The sequence below is a fragment of the Marinobacter sp. UBA2688 genome (assembly GCF_002352785.1).
Lineage (GTDB): Bacteria > Pseudomonadota > Gammaproteobacteria > Pseudomonadales > Oleiphilaceae > Marinobacter > Marinobacter salarius.
The window spans coordinates 82,820-103,434 of record NZ_DELU01000021.1; the positions used below are offsets into that span (position 1 = coordinate 82,820).

Annotated in this window: 19 protein-coding genes; 16 read left to right on the top strand and 3 right to left on the bottom strand. The window is 57.2% G+C overall.

From position 1 onward, the window contains the following. The 5 genes from can (at position 1) to B3M52_RS09850 (ending at position 4,371) form a co-directional block, all read left to right on the top strand. Positions 1-678, top strand: a complete 678-nt coding sequence (gene can, locus B3M52_RS09830; protein WP_036204933.1) for a carbonate dehydratase — start codon at positions 1-3, stop codon at positions 676-678. A gap of 124 nt (positions 679-802) precedes the next feature. Next, the gene (locus tag B3M52_RS09835) at positions 803-976 is read left to right on the top strand and encodes a hypothetical protein (protein WP_164732115.1); all 174 of its coding nucleotides are present in this window, start codon (positions 803-805) and stop codon (positions 974-976) included. Between the two features lie 107 nt (positions 977-1,083). Further along, positions 1,084-2,130 carry a class I SAM-dependent methyltransferase gene (locus tag B3M52_RS09840; protein WP_036204936.1) on the top strand — a complete coding sequence of 349 codons (1,047 nt, stop codon included), beginning with the start codon at positions 1,084-1,086 and terminating at the stop codon, positions 2,128-2,130. Between the two features lie 82 nt (positions 2,131-2,212). Continuing rightward, complete coding sequence (locus B3M52_RS09845; RefSeq protein ID WP_041333720.1) at positions 2,213-3,064, top strand: UDP-2,3-diacylglucosamine diphosphatase; 852 nt, start codon at positions 2,213-2,215, stop codon at positions 3,062-3,064. 164 nt (positions 3,065-3,228) lie between these two features. Next, positions 3,229-4,371 carry a class I SAM-dependent methyltransferase gene (locus B3M52_RS09850; RefSeq protein ID WP_075194756.1) on the top strand — a complete coding sequence of 381 codons (1,143 nt, stop codon included), beginning with the start codon at positions 3,229-3,231 and terminating at the stop codon, positions 4,369-4,371. Here B3M52_RS09850 and B3M52_RS09855 read toward each other — a convergent pair. Continuing rightward, positions 4,350-4,964 (bottom strand): riboflavin synthase, encoded by a 615-nt coding sequence (locus tag B3M52_RS09855; protein ID WP_041333724.1) that lies wholly within the window; start codon positions 4,962-4,964, stop codon positions 4,350-4,352. The genes B3M52_RS09850 and B3M52_RS09855 overlap by 22 nt on opposite strands. A 229-nt stretch (positions 4,965-5,193) precedes the next feature. Here B3M52_RS09855 and B3M52_RS09860 point away from each other — a divergent pair, with 229 nt between their 5' ends. The 5 genes from B3M52_RS09860 to B3M52_RS09880 all read left to right on the top strand — a co-directional run bounded on the left by B3M52_RS09860 (position 5,194) and on the right by B3M52_RS09880 (position 9,494). Then, positions 5,194-6,108, top strand: a complete 915-nt coding sequence (locus tag B3M52_RS09860; RefSeq protein WP_075194757.1) for a hypothetical protein — start codon at positions 5,194-5,196, stop codon at positions 6,106-6,108. Between the two features lie 61 nt (positions 6,109-6,169). Next, positions 6,170-6,844 carry a TetR/AcrR family transcriptional regulator gene (locus B3M52_RS09865; RefSeq protein WP_007153921.1) on the top strand — a complete coding sequence of 225 codons (675 nt, stop codon included), beginning with the start codon at positions 6,170-6,172 and terminating at the stop codon, positions 6,842-6,844. A 57-nt stretch (positions 6,845-6,901) separates the two neighbouring features. Further along, positions 6,902-7,408, top strand: coding sequence for a L,D-transpeptidase (locus B3M52_RS09870; RefSeq protein ID WP_075194758.1), 507 nt, complete (start codon positions 6,902-6,904; stop codon positions 7,406-7,408). Positions 7,409-7,455: 47 nt separating this feature from the next. After that, the gene (locus tag B3M52_RS09875) at positions 7,456-8,709 is read left to right on the top strand and encodes a mechanosensitive ion channel family protein (protein WP_075194759.1); all 1,254 of its coding nucleotides are present in this window, start codon (positions 7,456-7,458) and stop codon (positions 8,707-8,709) included. 2 nt (positions 8,710-8,711) lie between these two features. Beyond that, entirely contained in the window at positions 8,712-9,494 is a 783-nt protein-coding gene (locus B3M52_RS09880; RefSeq protein WP_075194760.1) for an S-methyl-5'-thioinosine phosphorylase, read from the top strand. On the opposite strand, the gene B3M52_RS09885 is transcribed toward B3M52_RS09880, so the two are convergent. Beyond that, positions 9,475-10,392: a CsiV family protein gene (locus B3M52_RS09885; protein ID WP_075194761.1), complete on the bottom strand. Its 918-nt coding sequence runs from the start codon at positions 10,390-10,392 to the stop codon at positions 9,475-9,477. The genes B3M52_RS09880 and B3M52_RS09885 overlap by 20 nt on opposite strands. A gap of 46 nt (positions 10,393-10,438) precedes the next feature. After that, a complete protein-coding gene (gene mfd / locus B3M52_RS09890; protein ID WP_075194762.1) occupies positions 10,439-13,948 on the bottom strand; it encodes a transcription-repair coupling factor in 3,510 nt (1,169 codons plus the stop codon). A gap of 259 nt (positions 13,949-14,207) precedes the next feature. On the opposite strand from mfd, the gene B3M52_RS09895 reads away from it, so the two are divergent. From B3M52_RS09895 to nqrE, 6 genes are all read left to right on the top strand, one after another. Continuing rightward, positions 14,208-15,611, top strand: a complete 1,404-nt coding sequence (locus tag B3M52_RS09895) for a glyceraldehyde-3-phosphate dehydrogenase (RefSeq protein ID WP_369810894.1) — start codon at positions 14,208-14,210, stop codon at positions 15,609-15,611. A 345-nt stretch (positions 15,612-15,956) separates the two neighbouring features. Beyond that, positions 15,957-17,303 carry a Na(+)-translocating NADH-quinone reductase subunit A gene (locus B3M52_RS09900; RefSeq protein ID WP_036204959.1) on the top strand — a complete coding sequence of 449 codons (1,347 nt, stop codon included), beginning with the start codon at positions 15,957-15,959 and terminating at the stop codon, positions 17,301-17,303. A gap of 4 nt (positions 17,304-17,307) precedes the next feature. Beyond that, positions 17,308-18,513 carry an NADH:ubiquinone reductase (Na(+)-transporting) subunit B gene (locus B3M52_RS09905; RefSeq protein ID WP_036204961.1) on the top strand — a complete coding sequence of 402 codons (1,206 nt, stop codon included), beginning with the start codon at positions 17,308-17,310 and terminating at the stop codon, positions 18,511-18,513. After that, positions 18,506-19,309: a Na(+)-translocating NADH-quinone reductase subunit C gene (locus tag B3M52_RS09910; protein WP_036204962.1), complete on the top strand. Its 804-nt coding sequence runs from the start codon at positions 18,506-18,508 to the stop codon at positions 19,307-19,309. The genes B3M52_RS09905 and B3M52_RS09910 overlap by 8 nt, the downstream gene beginning before the upstream one ends. A gap of 2 nt (positions 19,310-19,311) precedes the next feature. Then, on the top strand, positions 19,312-19,977 hold the full coding sequence (locus tag B3M52_RS09915) for an NADH:ubiquinone reductase (Na(+)-transporting) subunit D (protein ID WP_007153910.1): 666 nt from the start codon (positions 19,312-19,314) through the stop codon (positions 19,975-19,977). Then, a complete protein-coding gene (gene nqrE, locus B3M52_RS09920; protein WP_007153909.1) occupies positions 19,977-20,585 on the top strand; it encodes an NADH:ubiquinone reductase (Na(+)-transporting) subunit E in 609 nt (202 codons plus the stop codon). Before B3M52_RS09915 ends, nqrE begins: the two co-directional genes overlap by 1 nt. Positions 20,586-20,615: the final 30 nt, after the last annotated feature.

Consider the following 20,615-nt stretch of genomic DNA (forward strand, 5'->3'; position numbering starts at 1 on the left):
ATGGGGCAGCTTGATCATTTGCTGGACAATAACAAGGCCTGGGCCGATGGCATCAAGAGCCAGGACCCCCAGTTTTTTGACCGCCTGTCCAACCAGCAGGCACCAGAGTACCTCTGGATTGGCTGCGCGGACAGTCGGGTACCGGCCAATCAGATTGTTGACCTGATGCCTGGTGAGCTGTTTGTGCACCGAAACGTGGCCAATGTGGTGGTACACACAGACTTCAATTGCCTATCGGTACTTCAGTTCGCCGTTGACGTGCTTAAGGTCAAGCATGTCCTCGTCGTTGGTCATTATGGCTGCGGGGGAGTTAAGGCGGCCCTGAACAATGAGGGCTTTGGCGTGATTTCGAACTGGTTGCGGCATGTTCAGGACGTTCGAGACAAACACCAGGGCATTCTTGATGGCCTGGCGACCGATCAGGACCGCGTGGACCGCCTGTGCGAGTTGAACGTGGTGGAGCAGGTTGGCCATGTCTGTCAAAACAACATTGTGCAGGAGGCCTGGCGTCGTGGGCAGGCGTTGACCGTGCACGGATTCGTCTACGACGTGGCCGACGGCATCCTTCGGGATATGGGGCTGTCCATTAGCTCCGAGGCCGATCACGAGGCAGTCAAACAAAACAGCATTGATGAACTGGTGTTGAGGCCGGTCCGTGCGGGTCGCCATAAAAATTGACGCAAAAAATGTCAAATTGTGTCAATTATTCGTGACAGGCGTCACTTTCTGACCCGGCACGTCATCACAGTTAACCTCCTGAAGGATTGTTACACTGAATTCGTAACATATCAGGAGGTTAACCATGCGAGAGATCGTTCAAAAAGCGCTCAGTGCCATGAGTCAGCGCAAAACGACGCAGTCCACCCAGGCTCGTCGCCGCACCAGTGAAACGACGCCGCAGCCGGAATCAGTGGAAGATTGGGGTATGTCGCCAGAAGACGCTTTGCGAGCCAACACGGTTGCCCGCTACAAGTAGGAGGCCGGAGTTGTAATCTGCCGGTTTCTGACCGCCCGGGCCAAGACTCAGGGCTCAATTCCGGTTAGAGTATCCCGCCTGATACGAACGCCGGGATACGCTGATCAATGTCTGCACTGCCTAATTCCCACGAAGTCCTGCTCAAGAACCAGAATCTGTTGCGTGGTCGCCTGGCCATTATTGGCATGGTCGATCCCGCGTTGCTTCCCCGGTTGCCGGACCGGGGACTGACGATTTCCGAACACTTTGGCAATTACCAACAACTGCTGGCCGTCAGTGGCTGGACGGCGGCTTTTGGCTATGATGCGCCGGAGTTGTCATCGGGCATGGCCGATACCCTGGTGGTGTTCCTCCCCAAGGCCCGAGTTGAGTTGTCGGTAAGGCTTGAGTTGGCACTTTGGCTGGCGGCCGAAGGTGCTCGACTGGTCTTGGTGGGCGAAAAGAAAGAAGGTATTGCAGGCGCTGTGAAGCAGCTGAAGGAGTTTGCACCGCAAGCATCGAAGGCAGACAGTGCCCGCCACTGCCAGGTCTGGCAAGCCGATAGCCTGCCCAGGCGCCCAGTGTTTGACCTTCAACGTTGGCTTCAGTGGCATCCGGTTGAGTGCGAGGGAGTTGGCTTCAGGATGGCCGGCTTGCCGGGTATATTCAGTGACGGTGAGCTGGATGATGGTACCGCCATGCTGTTGCAAACCCTTGCTGACTCACCGCTGGAAAAAGGACCCGTGCTGGATTTTGCCTGCGGCGCAGGTGTTATCGGCACCTGGTTGCAGTTGCACCAACGAGCCACGGAGCAGGGCGTTTTTCCGGTCGACGGCGTAGACGTGCAGTTCCAGGCCGTTGCCTGTGCTCGTGCGACCTACCGGGAGGCGGGCGTGGATGGCTTGATTCACGCCTCCGACGGGTTGTCCGGCGTCGACGGCCGCTACGCTGCAGTTGTCACTAATCCGCCATTCCATACCGGTATCCGTACCGATACATCCATGACTGAGCGGTTCCTGCAGGGTGTGGCAAAGCACCTGGAGCCCGGCGGTGAGTTGCGCCTGGTGGCGAACACGTTTCTTCCCTATGAAGCACTGATCCGTCGTCACGTCGGGCCGGTCAAGACGATCGCCGGCGACCGACGCTTCACGGTGTGGAGCGCCCGCCGTCACTGAATTGTCGTCTGGCTGTCATACGGTCGTCATTGCCATCGGACAAGGTATGAATAATCCTTGAGCAGGCCGGTGGGGGAAGCCGATGCATCAGTACCGGAGCGTTTTCATTTCCGATGTTCACCTGGGATCCGCCGATTGTCAGGCGGACTACCTTCTGGATTTTCTCGACAACGTTAGCTGTGAGACCCTGTACCTGGTCGGGGATATCGTTGATCTGATCGCTATGCAACGGCGGGTGCACTTCCCGGAAAGCCATCAGGCGGTTGTGAGGCGGTTTATGGCTATTGCCGCTGCCGGCACGCGGGTGGTTTATGTGCCTGGCAATCACGATGAATTTCTGCGGCACTTCTGCGGCCAGACGTTGGCAGGTATCGAGTTGAAGCAAAAAGCCATTCACACGACGGCGGACGGTCGCCGGTTCGTGGTCTGCCATGGCGACCAGTTTGATCAGGTGGTGCGCTGCAGCCCCTTGATGCTGCTGGTAGGCGATAGGGCTCATGGCCTTCTGCTGCGCCTGAACCGCTGGTTCAATGCCTGGCGGCGCTTACGCCGCAAGCCATACTGGTCCCTGGCGGCCTGGGTCAAAAGCCGTATCGGCAAGGCGCGGTCATTCATTCGACGCTTCGAACTGGCTGCTCTGACGGCGGCAGAACGCGGACACTATGACGGTTTTATATGTGGTCACATCCACTCCGCTGGCTTTCTGCGCAGTCAGGAAGGACTCTACTGCAACGACGGTGACTGGGTGGAACACTGTACGGCGCTGGTGGAGAGGCACGATGGTAAGCTGGATATCCTGCACTGGTCCGAACAGCCGGGCATCCTTGCTTCGGAGCCTGCACAGCCCGCCCCTGAGTTCAGCGGCGGCCAGCGCCCCGTCATCGACGTTCTGTCGCCTGCGTTTATCGAAAGCATCAATGCGACGCCAAAATAGCGGTTTTTTTCGGGCATAAAAAAGCCCCTGGGGTGAGGGGCAAGAAGGTTTGCTACCACAACAAACGGAGCAACCTGAAATCGTTCTTTCAGAGTAGGGTTAATTTCTAGAGTAATCAGCCTAGAATGTCCGCAGTTTTCTGAATGACGATGCGGATGCCTAAAATGACAAGTGAGGTTCTAACATTCAGTGGCGGGCGCTTGCCCCTGAAACGCCCCGGTGGAGGCCACACCCTTCGGGCCTGGGACGCCGCTGATGAGCAGTTGCTGGAGCAGGTTCTGGGGCGTTGCACGCCGCAGAGCCACCCACGGGTGTTGATCATTGACGACCAGTTTGGGGCTTTGACCCTGGGTCTGGCGCCTTTCTTCCCTGTTTCCTTTGCCGATAGCTGTCTCCTCTCTGAATCCTTGGTTATTAATGCTCCGGCCGATCTGTCTATTCCGGCACCAAAGAGCTGGCTGGAGCTGCCGGAAGGGCCCTTCGATCTTGTTGTTATGAGGATTCCCCGGCAACTGGACTACCTGGCGTGCCTGTTGCGGTGGGTGAACAGCGTTCTGGCACCCGAAGGCAAGCTGATTGCCGGTGGCATGATCAAGCACCTGCCGTCACACAGCGCTGATGTGTTTGGGGAACTGGTCAACACCCGGGAAGTCTGTCCCGCGCGCAAAAAAGCGAGGGTGGTGGTTGCCGCCCGGGGTGAGGATACGTTGCGGGAGTGGCCGGATTTCTGGCGGGGATACAGGTTGTCGTCCCGGTACGAGCTATCGGGTATGCCAGCGGTGTTCGCCAGAGCAAAGCTGGATATCGGTTCGCGGTTGCTGCTGCCGGTCATTGAGCGGAAGATTGCGGATCTCGCCCCTGGAGCACGGGTACTGGATCTGGCTTGCGGAAACGGTGTGCTTGGGCTGACGGCCCTGGCCCGTAATCCGGCGCTTGAGATTGCGTTCGCGGACGTTTCCAGTCAGGCGGTTGCCAGCGCACGTCAAAATATCCTGACGGCTTTCCCGGACGCTGTCGCGAGCTTTTATCACAGTGATGGTATTCCGGAGGCGGCTGACCGTTATGATCTGGTGCTGTTAAACCCGCCATTTCATGAAGGCGGTGTGGTCGGTGACCATATTGCCCTTCGTCTCTTCAGTCAGGTGGCTCGGCACCTGTCCCCTGGCGGATGTATGTTGCTGGTGGGGAATCGGCACCTGGGTTATCACCGCAGTCTCCGTCACTACTTTGGCCAGGTGCGACAACTCGATGCAGACCCAAAGTTTGTGGTGTTCGAAGCCTCTGTTCAGGAGGGTGGCCGGTCGTAACCCATGCGTGCCAGCGTATCAACGATGGTCTGGGTCTGACTGTCGATCTCGATGTTAACCCGGTCGCCGACCGTCATATCGGCAAAGGTGGTTGCCCGCAGGGTCTCGGGGATCAGGTGAACGTTGAAGCGATTATCATTGACGTCGCCAATGGTCAGGCTGGCGCCGTTGATGGCGATGTAGCCTTTGGGAAAGATATAGCGAGCCCATGCCTGCGGCACCTCGAATTCGATGGTGCAATTGTTCTCGGGGCGGTCGATCGCGACGATATCGGCCGTGGTGTGCACGTGGCCGGAGAGGAGGTGCCCGCCGATTTCGTCGCCTATCCGGGCCGCACGTTCGAAATTGATGCGATCCCCTGGCTTCAGCTTTCCCAGGGTGGTCAGGCGCAGCGTTTCCTGCATGGCATCGAAATAAAGATTTTGGCCTTCCTGTCGCGTTACCGTCAGGCAGGTGCCGTCGATGGACACTGACGCACCAATGGTCACGTTGTGAGCCTGATTTTCCGGAAAGCGGATGCTGAAGGTGCTCAGACCGGGCACGGCAGAAATCTCGTCAACGATGGCAATACCCTGAACAATGCCTGTAAACATGTCTCAACCTCGACGACTGGTGTCTGTAGCCGTATAGGGCCACACTTGATGGTCGCAAGGATAGCGATCCTGTGGGTCGGTGCCAAGCCATCGTGACCATCTCAGGTATGCTCAGGCACGCTCAGGCATGTCTCTGTGACTCAAGGATCCGGGCCGTTGGCCGATAAACGGTAAGGGCAGGGTGTCGATGACAGCTATTGGCCCGGTGATCCATGACGGACAATCAACCATGGCAGAGAACGAAAACGTACGTCAGAGAACCATCGATACCGCGCGTGGAGGAGAGCCCTTGCTGCGTAGGGGGAGGCCCGCGGACCCTCATCCGGAAACGGGTGATGCGGGGCGGGTGGCCGGTGCTGCTACTGGTGCTGAAGTTCCTGCCAACCGCCCCGAGCGGGGTGCAACGGCCTCTGCTGGCCGGCTTGAGACTGACGACATTCCAGCGAGCGATGAGTCTGTTAAGGAATCGTCGACGGGTGAGAGCCCTCAGAACATCGAAAAAACCCTGGCGGAGTCGCGTCAACGTAAGCTTCGTTTGATGCTGCGCCAGTGCGACCGTGTGTTGCTGCTAGATTTCGACTTGTTGGCTCTGCCTGACTGGCCGGATAATTACACGCTTGCTGCGGCCCGGCGCAATCGTGACATCTGGCTGTTTGGTGCGTTGTTGGCGGCGGTGGTTTTTCTCAGCGGTATGACCGGCTTTGTGCCAGCGTGGATTGCCGGCGGTGGTTTTGGTGCCTTTGTCATCATCCTGCTACTGGGAGTGCCAGGTGTTCGCCGCCTTTATACGTCGCGGCCCTCGTATCTGGATCTGGTCATCCGCCGTCAGAGGATGATTCGCGACGCACGCAAGCACATCGAACACCTGGAAGGGAAAGAGGGGCTGGTGTGGCAGTGTGCTCGTATGGCTGAGTTTAACTCGGCTCTGAAAGCGACCCGGTTCAGTGAACTGCTGGCATTATCCGAACGGCGGGTATTGGCTCGGAACCTGACCCGGCGGGAACATATCCGTCTTTATCTGATCTATCTTCTGGAGGCTGAGAAAGCTTACGGCCGGGCTCAGCAGGCTTTTTTCGAGGGGCACCAGCAGGCCATTGACCGGGGCTGGTCATCGGTAGCTGCAGAGCCGGGGGACAGAGCTTGACATAGCTGCCGGTCAAACGTATGTTTCAAACAGACGTTTGCTTAGAGGCACTGATAATAAAATGGCTCAGTCTGATACGGTTGACCGAATTCTTGATGCAGCGGAAGAGCTCTTCGCCGAGCGGGGTTTCTCCGAAACTTCCCTTCGCATGATTACCAGTAAGGCTAAGGTAAATCTCGCTGCTGTCAATTACCACTTTGGTTCTAAAAACGCCCTGATCCATGCGGTGTTTGCCCGCTTCCTGACGCCATTCTCCGCCACGCTGGAGGATGCGTTCGATGATCTGGAGGCGAAATGCGACGGCGAACCGCCAACGTTGAACCAGACTCTATGGGCGCTAACTGAAAGCGCAGTACGCATGCCGCAGCGCAATGAAAAAGGTATTTCCATATTCATGCGTTTGCTCGGCCTGGCCTATACGCAGTCCCAAGGCCATCTTCGGAAATTTCTTGAGCAGGAATATAGCCAGCCGTTCAGCCGCTTTATGCGCCTGCTCAAGGAAGCGACGCCGCAATTGTCCGCGGTCGACCGCTACTGGCGCATTCAGTTCATGCTTGGTGCGACAGCATTTACCATGTCCAGCAGTGATGCCCTGCGGGATATTCTGCAGAACAAGCTGGGTGTGGAAACCACGGTCCAGGAAATTGCAGCACGACTTGTGCCCTTCCTGGCGGCAGGTATGCAGGCTGATGACGCCATGCTGGTGCCACCTGCCCATAAAACCTCGGTTGCCTGAGTCGCTCGCTCTCGGTTAGGCTTCCGGTTGGTTTGTTCACCGGGAGCCTGACGCCGCATGCCACGTAATTCTGTTTCCATACCTGTTCCCGGAATCGAGATCAGTCTCAATGCGCAAACGCTGACACTGTTTCCTGGCGACACATCAAAGCCTCTCTCCTATCCCGTTTCGACGGCACTTAATGGCCCCGGTGAGCGCCAGAGCAGTGGGTGCACGCCCACGGGCCGGCATTACGTGCGCGCGATGGTGGGTGATGGCCTTCCCCTGAATACCGTATTCATCGCCCGCCGGCCCACCGGGGAGGTTTATTCCGAACAATTGGCGCGTCAGTTTCCCGAACGTGACTGGATACTGTCCAGAATTATCTGGTTATGTGGGCTTGAGTCGGGGAGAAATCGGGGCTCCGGGGTCGATAGTTTTCGTCGGTTCATATACATTCACGGCACACCGGATGCCGAACCCATGGGCGTTCCGCGCTCACATGGTTGCATACGCATGAGGAATGCCGACGTTGCTGACCTATACGACCGTGTCTCGCCGGGCCTGCCCGTCACGATACGATAGCGCCGGCGGTTGTCACTAAACCGGTTGTCATCAAACCGAGGGAAACGATGATCGAAGAAGCACCTTCCATACTCAATACCTGGATTCAGGACTGGAATCTGCTGTCAGAGAGCTGGCGAGTGGGGCTCGTGGTTTTCGCTCTGGTGGCTGGCACCGCGGTGGTGGCCTACATTGCGAGTTTCATCGTGGGCGCCGTCGAACGACGTTTCCAGAAAACCGACAACCTCTGGGACGACGCACTGCTTCACGCTGCGCGGAAGCCAGTGGTCGCGTTCGTCTGGCTGCAGGGTGTGTATTGGGCGGCAGAGGTTGCTCACCACTACTCGGAAGCCGAAATCTTTTCAGTCAATCAAACCATTTTGCAGATTGGCTTTGTTTTCCTGCTGGTCTGGACGCTGCTTCGGCTGATCAAACAGGGGGAGCAGATTCTCGCTTCTCCGCTGAAGATGAAAAAGCCGATGGATTACACCACGGTCAATGCGGTGAGCAAGCTGTCCCGGACCGTTGTTATCATCACCGCGGTATTGATTGCCATGCAATCCCTTGGTTACAGCATATCCGGGGTGCTGGCCTTTGGTGGTGTTGGTGGTATCGCTGTGGGCTTTGCCGCCAAGGATCTGCTGGCCAACTTTTTTGGCGGGTTCATTATCCATCTGGACAGGCCATTCAAGGTCGGCGACTGGGTTCGCTCTCCCGATCGTAATATCGAGGGCGTGGTGGAGCACATCGGCTGGCGGCTGACTACGATTCGCACCTTTGACAAGCGCCCGCTCTACGTGCCGAATGCTGCCTTTACGACCATTGCCGTAGAAAACCCCTCGCGCATGCACAACCGCCGTATCTCTGAAACCATTGGTATACGCTACGTGGATGTCAGTGGCATGACTGAGGTTGTGGCGGACATCCGGTCCATGCTGGAGAACCACGAGGACATCGACCAGGACCAGACCCTGATCGTGAATTTCCTGGCCTTTAACGACTCGTCGCTGGATATCATGGTTTATACCTTTACCAAGACCATCGAATGGGTGAGGTTTCATGAGGTCAAGCAGGACGTACTGCTGAGGATTAGCGAGATCATTGAAAGCCATGGTGCCGAAGTTGCCTTTCCGACCCGCACGCTTCACCTGCCTGACGGGGTGCGTGTCGCGTCGAACGGCAAGCCGGCAAAAGGTCGTAGCGATTCGGATTCGTCAGATGAGGCCGTTGACGAAGATGTTGAACAGGGACGTGCGCCTGTTTCTGGAAGCGAACACTCTTCGGAAACACGTGGCGATAGTAACCAGGCGGACGGGGACTGATCATGGGTGTGAATAACCAAGTTGCCCCCGTGGGAATCATCGGGGGAACCGGGCTCACGACGTTGTCTGGGCTGGAAATCACGGGTGAGCGGGTTGTCGACACGCCCTGGGGTGAGCCGTCGTCGGTTTTGGTGGACGGCCTGCTCGGGGATCAGCCGGTGGTGTTCCTGTCTCGCCACGGAAACCCTCACCGTATTCCTCCGCATCAGGTGAACTATCGCGCCAATCTCCATGCGCTCCAGCAGGCGGGAGTACGTACGGTGGTCGGTGTTAATGCGGTTGGCGGGATCCATGCCGATATGGGGCCTGCCCATATCGTGATTCCCGATCAGATCATTGACTACACCTGGGGCAGGGCGAGTACGTTCTTTGAGGGCGAGTTGGAGGAAACCACGCACATTGACTTCACCTTCCCATATTCAGAGTTGGCCCGGGCGCTGTTGATTGATGCAGCTCGTACAGTGGGTTGTTCGTTCTCGGATTTCGGTGTTTACGGTGCAACACAGGGGCCCAGGCTGGAGACCGCAGCGGAAGTACGTCGCCTTGAGCGGGACGGCTGTGACCTTGTCGGTATGACGGGAATGCCGGAAGCGGCTCTGGCGGCTGAACTGAAGGTGAATTACGTGTGCCTGGCGCTGGTGGTTAACCGCGCGGCAGGGAAGTCGGATCACATCATAACGATGACTGAGATCGAGGTCGCTATCGACCAGGGCATGTCCGGCGTCAAGCGGATCCTCGAAATCGCCATTGGCGGGCTTGGAGCCCTTACTCCTCAACCTTCTTGAAAAACACCAGCACGCCAATGGTGGGGGAGTCGAGGAAATGGACTTCCTCGCTGCGCATGCGGCGTGTTTCCCGTATCCAGGTGATTAACTCCGCCTTTGGCTGACTGGCGCTGGAAACCTGCGTCTGATCTGCTCTTGCAATGTCGCCACCCGTTGCCATTGAGGCCAGCGAGTCCCGGGCTTCATCGTTTTCGAGGGCAGGCTGGTCATTGCCCGTAGCTTCCTGCCCAGCACCGTCGTCCATTGGCTGATTGTTACCGCTTGCCGTCGCTGCTTCGTCTGAACTCTGGCTGAGCGTGGTCTGTTGCAATGACAGGGGCTGCCAGTGGTTGAGGTGGACATCCACGTGGAGATAGCGTTGTCGATCGATGGTGATATGGCCTTCCACTTCCCGGAGCCCGGCATCGGCCAGCCAATCGCCAATAGCGACCTTCAGGGGTTCTCCGTCAAAGTCAGGGGGGAAAGACTGGTACCACCCTGTGGCCAGGAGTATCCGGAAGCGGCCACTGTTTTCCAGTCGGTTGGCGGCTGTCCGCAGGTGAAGCTGGCTTCGCGGGACCAACTGTCGGGTGGTTTCCGCGGTTCCGTTGCGATCCACGGCTCGAAGTATTTCGGTGATGTCCAGGTTGGTCGGCTCTGGAATTCGGTTGGCCATTTTCTCGTTGACATCGGCCGGATCGACGATCCTTTCGAGGATTACGAACTCAGCCCGGTAGTAGTCTTCACGGGGAGGCTGGGCCTGTGACGCAGCGTTGTCGCGTCCCTGTTCTTCGGATGTTGCGCCTGCGGCGGGCCCGGATGATTCCTGGGCTGACACCCAGGGTGACAGGGCCAGCAGGGCCGCCAGAAATAGGGCGCGTGTTCCGTACAACGGTTTACCGGGCGTTCGCAAGGGCATTGCTCCAATGTTCCTGTGATCATCAGGGGGCGCTGAACCGGTTGTTTCAGGAGGCCAGCTGCCCCAGCATGTCGGAAATGCCGTCGAGTTTACCACTGGTTGAGGCATCCTTCAGCCGGAAACGGAAACTGTTGGCGCCTTCCAGCCGATACTGGTCTGGCGAGGATTGCACTTTTTTAACCAGAACCAGCGGATCCACTGGCGTAGAACTGCCGAATTCCAGCCTGGCCCATTCTTTTCCGGCGTCCACCTTCACGATTCCCAGGGCTTCCGCGTGGATTCGGAGCTCGGACTGTCGAATCAGGTTTTTTGCCGGTTCCGGTAATAGTCCGAAGCGGTCGATCATTTCAACCTGAAGTTCTTTTAATCCATCTTTGTCGTTCACGCTGGCGATTCGCTTGTAAAGCATGAGCCGGTTGTGGACATCGGGCAGGTAATCCTCGGGGATCAGCGCTGGTATGCGAAGGTTCATTTCCGTGCCGTGGCTCAGCGGCAACTCGGCATTAGGCGTTCTGCCGTCGCGTATTGCTTCCACGGCTTCGTCCAGTAGCTGCATGTAAAGCGTAAAACCAATGCTTTCGATCTGGCCGCTTTGCTCTTCTCCCAGCAACTCCCCGGCGCCGCGAATTTCGAGGTCGTGGGTGGCCAGCATGAAGCCGGCACCCAGGTCCTGCGCTTCCGAGATGGCTTCAAGGCGCTTTTTCGCGTCGGCGGTGATGGACCGGGGTGGTGGTGTCAGCAGATAGGCGTAGGCCTGATGGTGAGAGCGCCCGACACGGCCGCGGAGCTGGTGCAGCTGTGCCAGCCCGAACTTGTCCGCGCGCTCGATGATAATGGTGTTGGCGCTGGGAATGTCGATGCCGGTTTCGATAATGGTGGTGCACACCAGCACGTTGAAGCGCTTGTGATAGAAGTCCGACATGATCTGTTCCAGCTCGCGCTCGCGCATCTGGCCATGGGCAACGCCCACGCGTGCTTCCGGGATCAGTTGGCGCAGATCCTCGGCGGTTTTCTCGATGGTGGCCACATCGTTGTGCAGGAAGTACACCTGGCCGCCTCGCAGTACCTCCCGCAGGATGGCTTCTTTGACCATGGCCTCGTCCCGCTGTCGCACAAAGGTTTTTACCGACAGGCGTCGCGCGGGGGGCGTGGCGATGATCGACAGATCCCGCAGGTGCCCCATGGCCATGTTGAGGGTGCGGGGGATCGGCGTGGCGGTCAGGTTCAGCATGTCCACCTCGGCACGCAGGGCCTTCAGACGTTCTTTCTGCTGGACGCCGAACCGGTGTTCTTCATCGATGATCACCAGGCCCAGATTCTTGAACTTGATGTCACCTTGGAGCAGCTTGTGTGTGCCGATAACAATATCGGCTTTGCCGGCTTCGATGGCGGCCATCGCTTTGGTGGTTTGCCCGCCGCTCCGGAAACGGCTGAGTAGCTCGACATGGACGGCGGTATCCGAGAAGCGGTCGCGGAAGGATTCGTAATGCTGCTGCGCCAGCAGGGTGGTAGGCACCAGCACAGCGACCTGCTTGCCGGAGTATGTCGCCATGAAGGCAGCGCGCATGGCCACTTCGGTCTTGCCGAAGCCAACATCGCCACAGACCAGGCGGTCCATGGGTTTTTCACTGACCATGTCCTCGAACACAGCCTCAATGGCCGCCTGCTGGTCCGGGGTTTCCTCAAAGGGGAAACCGGCGGCGAAGGCACGGTAGGCTTCTTTGGGGTCTTCAAAGGCAAAGCCCTTGCGGGCCTCCCGGCGCGCGTAGACATCCAGTAGTTCCGCCGCAGTATCGCGGATTTTCTCCAGAGCCTTTTGTTTGGCGTTGCTCCAGCGATCCGTGCCCAGCTTGTGCAAAGGCGCGTGATCAGTATCCGAACCGGTATAGCGGGAAATCAGATGCAGGCTGGAAACCGGTACATAGAGTTTCGAGCCGCCGGCGTATTCCAGCATCAGGAATTCGCTGGCTTCGCCTTCAACGGTAATGGTTTCCAGGCCCTGATAGCGGCCAACGCCATGGTCTATATGAACCACCGGCGCGCCAATGCGTAGCTCGGACAGGTCCCGGTAGCCGGCATCGTCGGCCTCGGTTGGTTTCTCCCGGCGCCGCCGCTGCAGCACCCGCTCGCCGAAGAGGGCTGTTTCAGTGATCAGGGCGAGGTGATGGTCAGGCAATAGCAGCCCATACTCCATGGGTGCGACGGTAATGCCGAGGGTGGCGGAGGGGTCGCTGACAAAGGCCTGCCAGTTTTCCAGAGTCGACAGCTTGAGGCCATGGTCGGCCAGGTTCTCAATCAGTGCCTCGCGTCGGCCAGAGGACTCCGCACAGATCAGGACCCGACCGTTGAACTCACTGATAAAGCGCTTGAGGCGCCCAGCCGGGTCTGCGGCGCGGCCATCCATCGCAACATCGGGCATGACGTCGGTCTGGCAATTGCGGCCGCCGCTGGACTCGGTGGCTTCCGTGGTCATTGTTACCCGGGGAAATCCCTTGAGCAGGCCGAACAGCTCGTCCTTCTGGAGAAACAGTTCTGCTGGCGGCAGGATAGGACGCATCCGGTCGTGGCGACGGTCCTCGTAGCGTGCACGGGTGTCGGCGTCGAAGGCGCTGGCGGCCTCGTTAAGTCCGGATGCTGTGAATACCAGGGTTTCGCCGGGCAGGTAGTCAAAGAGCGTTGCGGTCTGGTCGAAGAACAGGGGCAAATAGTACTCGATCCCCGGCGGTGTAATGCCGTGGGTGACATCCTGGTAGATCGGGGCGTCCTTGTCGGCGTGGGGGAACTGCTCGAACCATCGATTGCGGAACCCTGAGCGGGCTTCTTTATGCCAGGGAAACTCGTTGGCGGGCAACAGCTCAATGCGTTCGATTCGGTCGATCGAGCGCTGGGTTTCCGGGTCAAAGGTTCGCAGTGTTTCAATTTCATCATCGAACAGATCGATGCGGTAGGGGCGGGTGGCGCCCATGGGAAAAATGTCCAGGATAGCTCCGCGCACTGCGTATTCGCCGTGTTCATAGACATTATCGGCGTGCCGGTAGCCGGCTGATTCCAGCTGCATTCGCCAGTTGTCGATATCCAGTGACTGCCCAACCTCAAGAAGCAGAGTGTTGCCCTGCAGGTAACTGACCGGCGGCAGCCGGTGCATCAGGGTGCGGGCGGGCACCACCAGGACGCCGTGGTTTGTGGTTGGCAACCGGTGTAGAGCCCGGATTCGACGGGAGGTAATGTCCTGGTGTGGTGAAAACAGATCGTAGGGCAGGGTTTCCCAGTCGGGCAGCGACAGTAGCTCGAGTCCATCCGGTGTGATGGCCGGTTGGTCTTCATCGGTGGGCAGGCCCAGATAGAATCGCATGGACTGCTCGAGGCGGATGGACTCCTCGGTGCTGCGGGTTATTACCAGTGTCAGGCCCTGATGGGCCCTGGCGCTCTCGCAGATGGCCAGGGCGTCGCTGCTGCCATGCAGTTGCCCCCAGATGCGGTGATCCGCAGCCTTGACAGGTGCGACCGGCGCAACCAGTGCGGTGTGTCTGTCGGAGTGGGCGGCGGCTTGCGTCATGGGCTGGTTCTTTCTCCTGGATGCATTGGGAGCCGGGGAGTGGCGAGGCGCGTATTCTACCGGCCAGAAGTGTCGCTGTCATGACAGCGGTCCAACAGTTACGAAAGGATTAACGGGGTGTATTTGCTGTCTGAGAAATAACGTTGGATAATACTGCCCCAATTTTCCAGGTTCCAACTGCAGAGGTTCAAGCGTGAGTCACGAACAGATCAACCAGCACCTGTCTAACTGGACGGAAAGAGAATCCACTGCGGAAGCCATGATTCCGCTGATCGGTCGCCTCTACCGTAAAAACAATGTGGTCACGTCCGTGTATGGCCGGTCCATTATCAACCAGTCGGTCATCGACATCATCCGCGCACACCGCTTCGTGCGTCAGGTTGAAGACAGCGAACTGTCCGTTCACAACACCCTGCCTATTCTGCAGGCGATGGACAAGATGGATCTCGGGCGTGGCCATGTCGATATTGGCAAGCTTGCGGTGAAGTTCAAGGAAGAAGGTGGGTCTCTTGACGACTTCCTCAAACGTGAGATTGGCCCGATTATCGGCGAGTACCAGACCCAGTCTCAGGAAGATGCCGAAAACGACACCAAGGATGTGGTGCTGTACGGTTTCGGACGGATCGGGCGGCTGCTGGCGCGGATCATGATCGAAAAGGCCGGTGGCGGCAACAACCTGCGCCTGCGCGCCATCGTGGTCCGTCAGGGTGGGGCAAGCAATGACCTCGAAAAGCGTGCCAGCCTGCTGCGCCGTGATTCGGTTCACGGTCCTTTCAACGGTACGATTACCGTGGATGAAGAGAACTCTGCGCTGATCGCCAATGGCAACTTTATCAAGGTGATCTACTCGCCGGGCCCTGATCAGGTGGATTACACCCAGTACGGTATCAACAATGCGATCGTCATTGATAACACGGGTATCTGGCGTGACGAGGCTGGTCTTGGGCTGCACCTGAAATCCAAGGGCGTCAGCCGGGTTTTGCTGACTGCGCCGGGCAAGGGCGATATCAAGAATATTGTTCACGGCATTAACAACGACTGGATCACCCGCGAAGACAGGATCCTGTCAGCGGCGTCCTGTACCACCAACGCCATTACGCCGGTGCTCAAGGCCATTTATGATGAGTATGGTGTTGAGGACGGTCATGTCGAGACGGTTCACTCCTACACTAACGACCAGAACCTGATCGATAACTACCACAAGGGTAGCCGTCGTGGTCGCAGTGCCCCACTAAACATGGTTATTACCGAAACCGGTGCTGCGAAGGCCGTCGCCAAGGCGCTTCCGGAGTTGAAGGGCAAGCTTTCCGGTAATGCCATTCGTGTTCCCACTCCGAACGTGTCCATGGCAATCCTCAATCTCAACCTGGAAAAAGACGTAACGGTGGAGGGTGTTAACGAATACCTTCGCGATATGGCGCTGCACTCCGAGCTGCAGAAGCAGATTGACTTCGTCAACTCGCCGGAAGTGGTTTCCACCGATTTTGTCGGTTCCCGCCATGCCGGCATTGTGGATGCGCAGGCCACCATCGCCAATGGCAAGCGCCTGATCCTCTACGTTTGGTATGACAATGAGGCTGGTTACAGCGCCCAGGTGATTCGCGTGGTTAATCAGATGGCGGGTGTTACCTATCCGATCTTCCCGAAGCGGGTTAGAGGCTGACGAGCCCAAAAGTGCTCTGAGGCAATTAAGAAACCCCGGTCGTTTTCGCGACCGGGGTTTCTTTTTGGGCCCATGTAAACCACTCTCTGATTACGTTAAGGCACAAACTCCGTAGGGTTTCTGGTGGAAATAGTATTCCTTAATCTCTATAATTGGCGCGATTTTGGGTACGTCTGACACCCGCTTCCCATCGCTTTTCCTTAACCGGATGCCTGGCTGTGATTAACGCCGGTGGATCCGTTGCCCTGGCGCCATCATTCGGTTCAGGCCGGATTGGCACAACTGGGCGGCACGCGTCGGGCGTTACAAATCCATCGAATAGTTTCTGATGATTGGATGAGGCTAATGATCAAGATCAAAAAAGGCCTGGATCTTCCCATCAGCGGCGCTCCTGAACAGACCATTACAGACGGCAAACCCGTTCGCCATGTGGCGTTGATCGGTTTTGACTACGTAGGCATGAAGCCAACGATGGCTGTGAAAGAAGGTGACCGTGTAAAGCGCGGCACGCTGCTGTTTACGGACAAGAAGACCGAAGGCGTTCGTTATACTTCACCGGCAGCCGGTGTGGTCAAGGAAATCAACCGCGGCGAGCGCCGTGTGTTTCAGTCGGTTGTCGTTGAAATCGACGGCGACGAAGCTGAGACCTTTGCGCGTTACGATGCGTCTGATGTTGCTGGTCTGGAGCGTCAGCAAGTCGTCGATAACCTGGTCGAGTCCGGGTTGTGGACAACCTTCAAGACCCGTCCCTACAGTAAGGTGCCTGCCATTGATACGGCGCCGCATTCCATCTTCGTGTCCGTCATGGACACTAACCCGCTGGCAGCAGATCCCACAGTGATCATCCGTGAAAACGGTGCGGCCTTCGAACAGGGGCTGAAGATTCTCTCCAAGCTGACCACCGGTAAGGTGTTTGTGACCGGCAAGCCGGGCTCTGATGTGCCGGTTCCGTCTGACGACAGCGTGGAAGTTCAGCAGTTTGAGGGTGTTCATCCGGCGGGTAACGTAGGTACTCATATTCATTACCTCGATCCCATTGCCGGGGACAAAGTGGTATGGAGTATCGGCTACCAGGACGTCATTGATATCGCAAAACTGTTCGAGACCGGCGAGCTGTCGGTGAACCGTATTGTTGCGGTCGGTGGTCCGAAGGCCCTCAAGCCGCGCCTGATTCGTACCCGTGTCGGCGCCAACCTTGATGAACTTCTTGATGGTGAAATCGCCACGGACTGCGAGGTTCGCAAAATTTCCGGCTCTGTGTTCGGTGGTCGTCGTGGTGACGGGCCCTGTAACTACCTTGGTCGTTTCGCCAACCAGATTTCGGTTCTGGAAGAGGGCAACAAACGAGAGTTTATGGGCTGGCTGTCGCCGGGAGCCAACAAGTTCTCGGTTATGAACATCTACCTGTCCAAACTGGTCGGCGGAAAGCGGTTTGATATGACGACCACGACCAACGGCAGTGAGCGGGCGATGGTGCCAGTAGGGATGTACGAAAAGGTCATGCCTCTGGACATTCTGCCTACCCAGTTGTTGCGGTCTTTGATCGTGGGCGACACTGAAATGGCACAAAAACTGGGTGCGTTGGAGCTGGATGAAGAAGATCTGGCGCTGTGTACCTTCGTGTGCCCGGGTAAATACGAGTACGGTCCGATTCTCCGTGAGAACCTGACCAGAATCGAGATCGAGGGCTAAAACGATGGCAATCCGACAGTTTCTCGATGGTATCGAGCATCATTTCGAAAAAGGTGGCAAGTACGAGCGCTGGTATGCGCTTTACGAAGCGGTGGATACGATTTTCTATTCACCGGCTAGCGTGACATCCACTACTTCTCATGTGCGTGATGGTATTGATCTTAAACGCATCATGATTACGGTATGGCTGTGTACCTTCCCCGCAATGTTCTTCGGTATGTGGAACATTGGCTTCCAGGCCAACAGCTTCCTGGCTGAGAATCCTGACGCGCTGATGGGTGACGGTGGTCTGCGTACTGCCTTTATCAGTGCCCTGGCCGGCAATAATGCCGCCAGCATCTGGGACAACTTTGTCTACGGCATGGCGTACTTCGTACCCATTTACTTCGTCACCTTCGTGGTGGGCGGTTTCTGGGAAGTGCTATTTGCCACGGTACGTCGTCACGAAGTGAACGAAGGCTTCTTCGTGACATCCGTGCTGTTCGCGTTGATATGCCCGCCAACCATTCCGCTGTGGCAGGTTGCCCTTGGTATCACCTTCGGTGTGGTCATTGGCAAGGAAGTGTTTGGCGGCACCGGTAAGAACTTCCTGAACCCGGCCCTCACCGGTCGTGCGTTCCTGTATTTTGCCTATCCGGCCCAGATTTCCGGTGACACGGTATGGACGGCCGTCGACGGTTTCAGTGGCGCGACCGCGCTGAGCTGGGCTGCCAGTGGTGGCCTGGAAGCACTGGAAACCCAGATTGGCTGGATGTCAGCCTTTATGGGTTCGATTCAGGGCTCTATGGGTGAGACCTCAACGCTGGCGGTGTTGATCGGCGGCATTATCCTGCTGGTGATGAAAATCGCGTCCTATCGCATCGTCGGTGGCGTGTTGATCGGTATGATTGCCATGTCGCTGCTGCTGAACGTGATTGGCTCGGATACCAACCCAATGTTTGACGTGCCGGCACACTGGCATCTGGTGATGGGTGGCTTTGCCTTTGGCATGATGTTCATGGCGACCGATCCGGTGTCGGCGGCGATGACCAACACGGGTCGCTGGTGCTTCGGTATCCTGGTCGGCGTGATGACCGTACTGATTCGCGTGATCAACCCGGCATTCCCGGAAGGCATCATGCTGGCAATTCTGTTTGCCAACCTCTTTGCACCGCTGATGGACCATTATGTGGTTCAGGCCAACATCAAACGGAGGCTTGCCCGTGGCTAAAGCTAAAGAAACTGTCTCCAGAACACTGATGGTTGCTCTGGTGCTGAGCGTTGCGTTTTCTGTCGTGGTATCGACAGCGGCGGTAATGCTTCGACCGGCGCAGATCCAGAACCAGAACCTGGACATTCGTTCCAACATCCTGGCGGCTGCCGGAATGCTGAAAGAGGGCGCAACGGCTGAAGAGATTGAGGAGACCTTCTCTCGCTTCGACGTTCGGTTGGTTGACCTCGAGTCTGGTGATTACGTTGATCCCGGGGCCGTTGGTGTGAAGGAGCCGATGAAGTACGACATGTACAAGGCGGCTTCTGATCCGTCCATGTCGGTCAATATTCCTGCATCGGAAGACAAGGCCGGCATCAAGCGCCGTCCGAACGTTGCCAAGATCTACACCCTGAGTGAAAACGGTGAACTGGTCAGGGTAGTCCTTCCGATCCATGGCTACGGTCTGTGGTCCACCCTTTACGGGTTCGTATCGCTTGAGGGCGATGCCAACACCATTGAGGGCCTGGGCTTCTATGACCACGCTGAAACTCCGGGGCTTGGTGGCGAGGTGGATAACCCCCGCTGGAAAAGCCAATGGGTCGGCAAGGAAGTGTACGGCGATGAGTTGGAAGAGCCGCAGATTCGCCTGGTCAAGGGTGGCGTGGGCGCCGGTGCATCCGACAAGGAGCACAAGGTAGATGCCCTGTCCGGTGCGACCCTGACGAGCCGAGGTGTTGAGCAGTTGGTCAACTACTGGATGGGTGACCGGGGCTTCGCACCGTACCTGAAAAAACTTCGTGAAGGGGAGGTCTGATCATGGCAGACGCTTCAGCCAAACAGGTTCTCTTCGAGCCGATATTCAGTAACAACCCTATTGCCTTGCAGATTCTCGGTATCTGCTCGGCACTGGCGGTGACCACCAGCATGAACGTAACTCTGGTTATGTGCATGGCGGTTATCGCGGTAACGGCCTTCTCTAACCTGGCCGTGTCGCTGGTTCGCACGCAGATTCCCGGTAGTATCCGGATTATCGTGCAAATGACCATTATCGCCTCCCTGGTTATCGTTGTTGATCAGGTCCTCAAGGCGTATGCCTACGAAATCAGTAAGCAGCTGTCGGTATTCGTTGGTTTGATCATCACCAACTGTATCGTCATGGGCCGTGCTGAGGGTTTCGCCATGAAGAACGGCCCCTGGCTGAGCTTCCTGGATGGCGTTGGTAACGGCATGGGCTATTCCGTTCTGCTTATTTTCGTGGCGTTCTTCCGGGAGCTGCTGGGCGCGGGATCGCTGTTCGGCGTGTCTCTGATGCCGGTCGTCAACGAGGGTGGTTGGTACATTCCCAACGGTCTGTTGCTGCTGCCGCCGAGTGCGTTCTTTATCATCGGCCTGGCGATCTGGGGTCTGCGTACCTGGAAGCCTGAGCAGGTAGAAGAAGCGGACTTCAAAATGTCCCGCCACACCGTTAAGGAGGCCTTCTGATGGAGCATTATATCAGCCTGATCCTGAAGGCCATCTTTGTTGAAAACATGGCGTTGGCCTTCTTCCTGGGGATGTGTACCTTCCTGGCGATCTCCAAGAAGATTGAAGCGGCCGCTGGCCTCGGTATTGCCGTTGTCGTGGTACTGACGATCACGGTGCCGGTGAACAACCTGCTCTACAACACTATCCTCAGGGAAGGTGCGTTGGACTGGGCGGGTCTACCGAATGTTGACCTGAGCTTTTTGGGCCTTATTACGTACATTGGTGTCATTGCGGCACTTATCCAGATCATGGAGATGGTTCTGGACAAGTATATGCCGGCTTTGTATGCCGCTCTTGGGGTGTTTTTGCCGCTGATTACCGTGAACTGCGCCATCCTGGGTGCATCACTGTTCATGGTCGAGCGGGACTACACCTTCAGTGAAAGCGTGGTTTACGGATTTGGTGCCGGTGTCGGCTGGGCGTTGGCCATACTCGCATTGGCCGGTATCCGCGAAAAGCTTAAATACAGCGATGTTCCCGAAGGGCTACGAGGCCTGGGTATCACCTTCATTACGGTTGGTTTGATGTCCCTCGGTTTTATGTCGTTCTCAGGTATTTCACTGTAATCAACCCGGTGATTCGGTTTAACGAAAAGG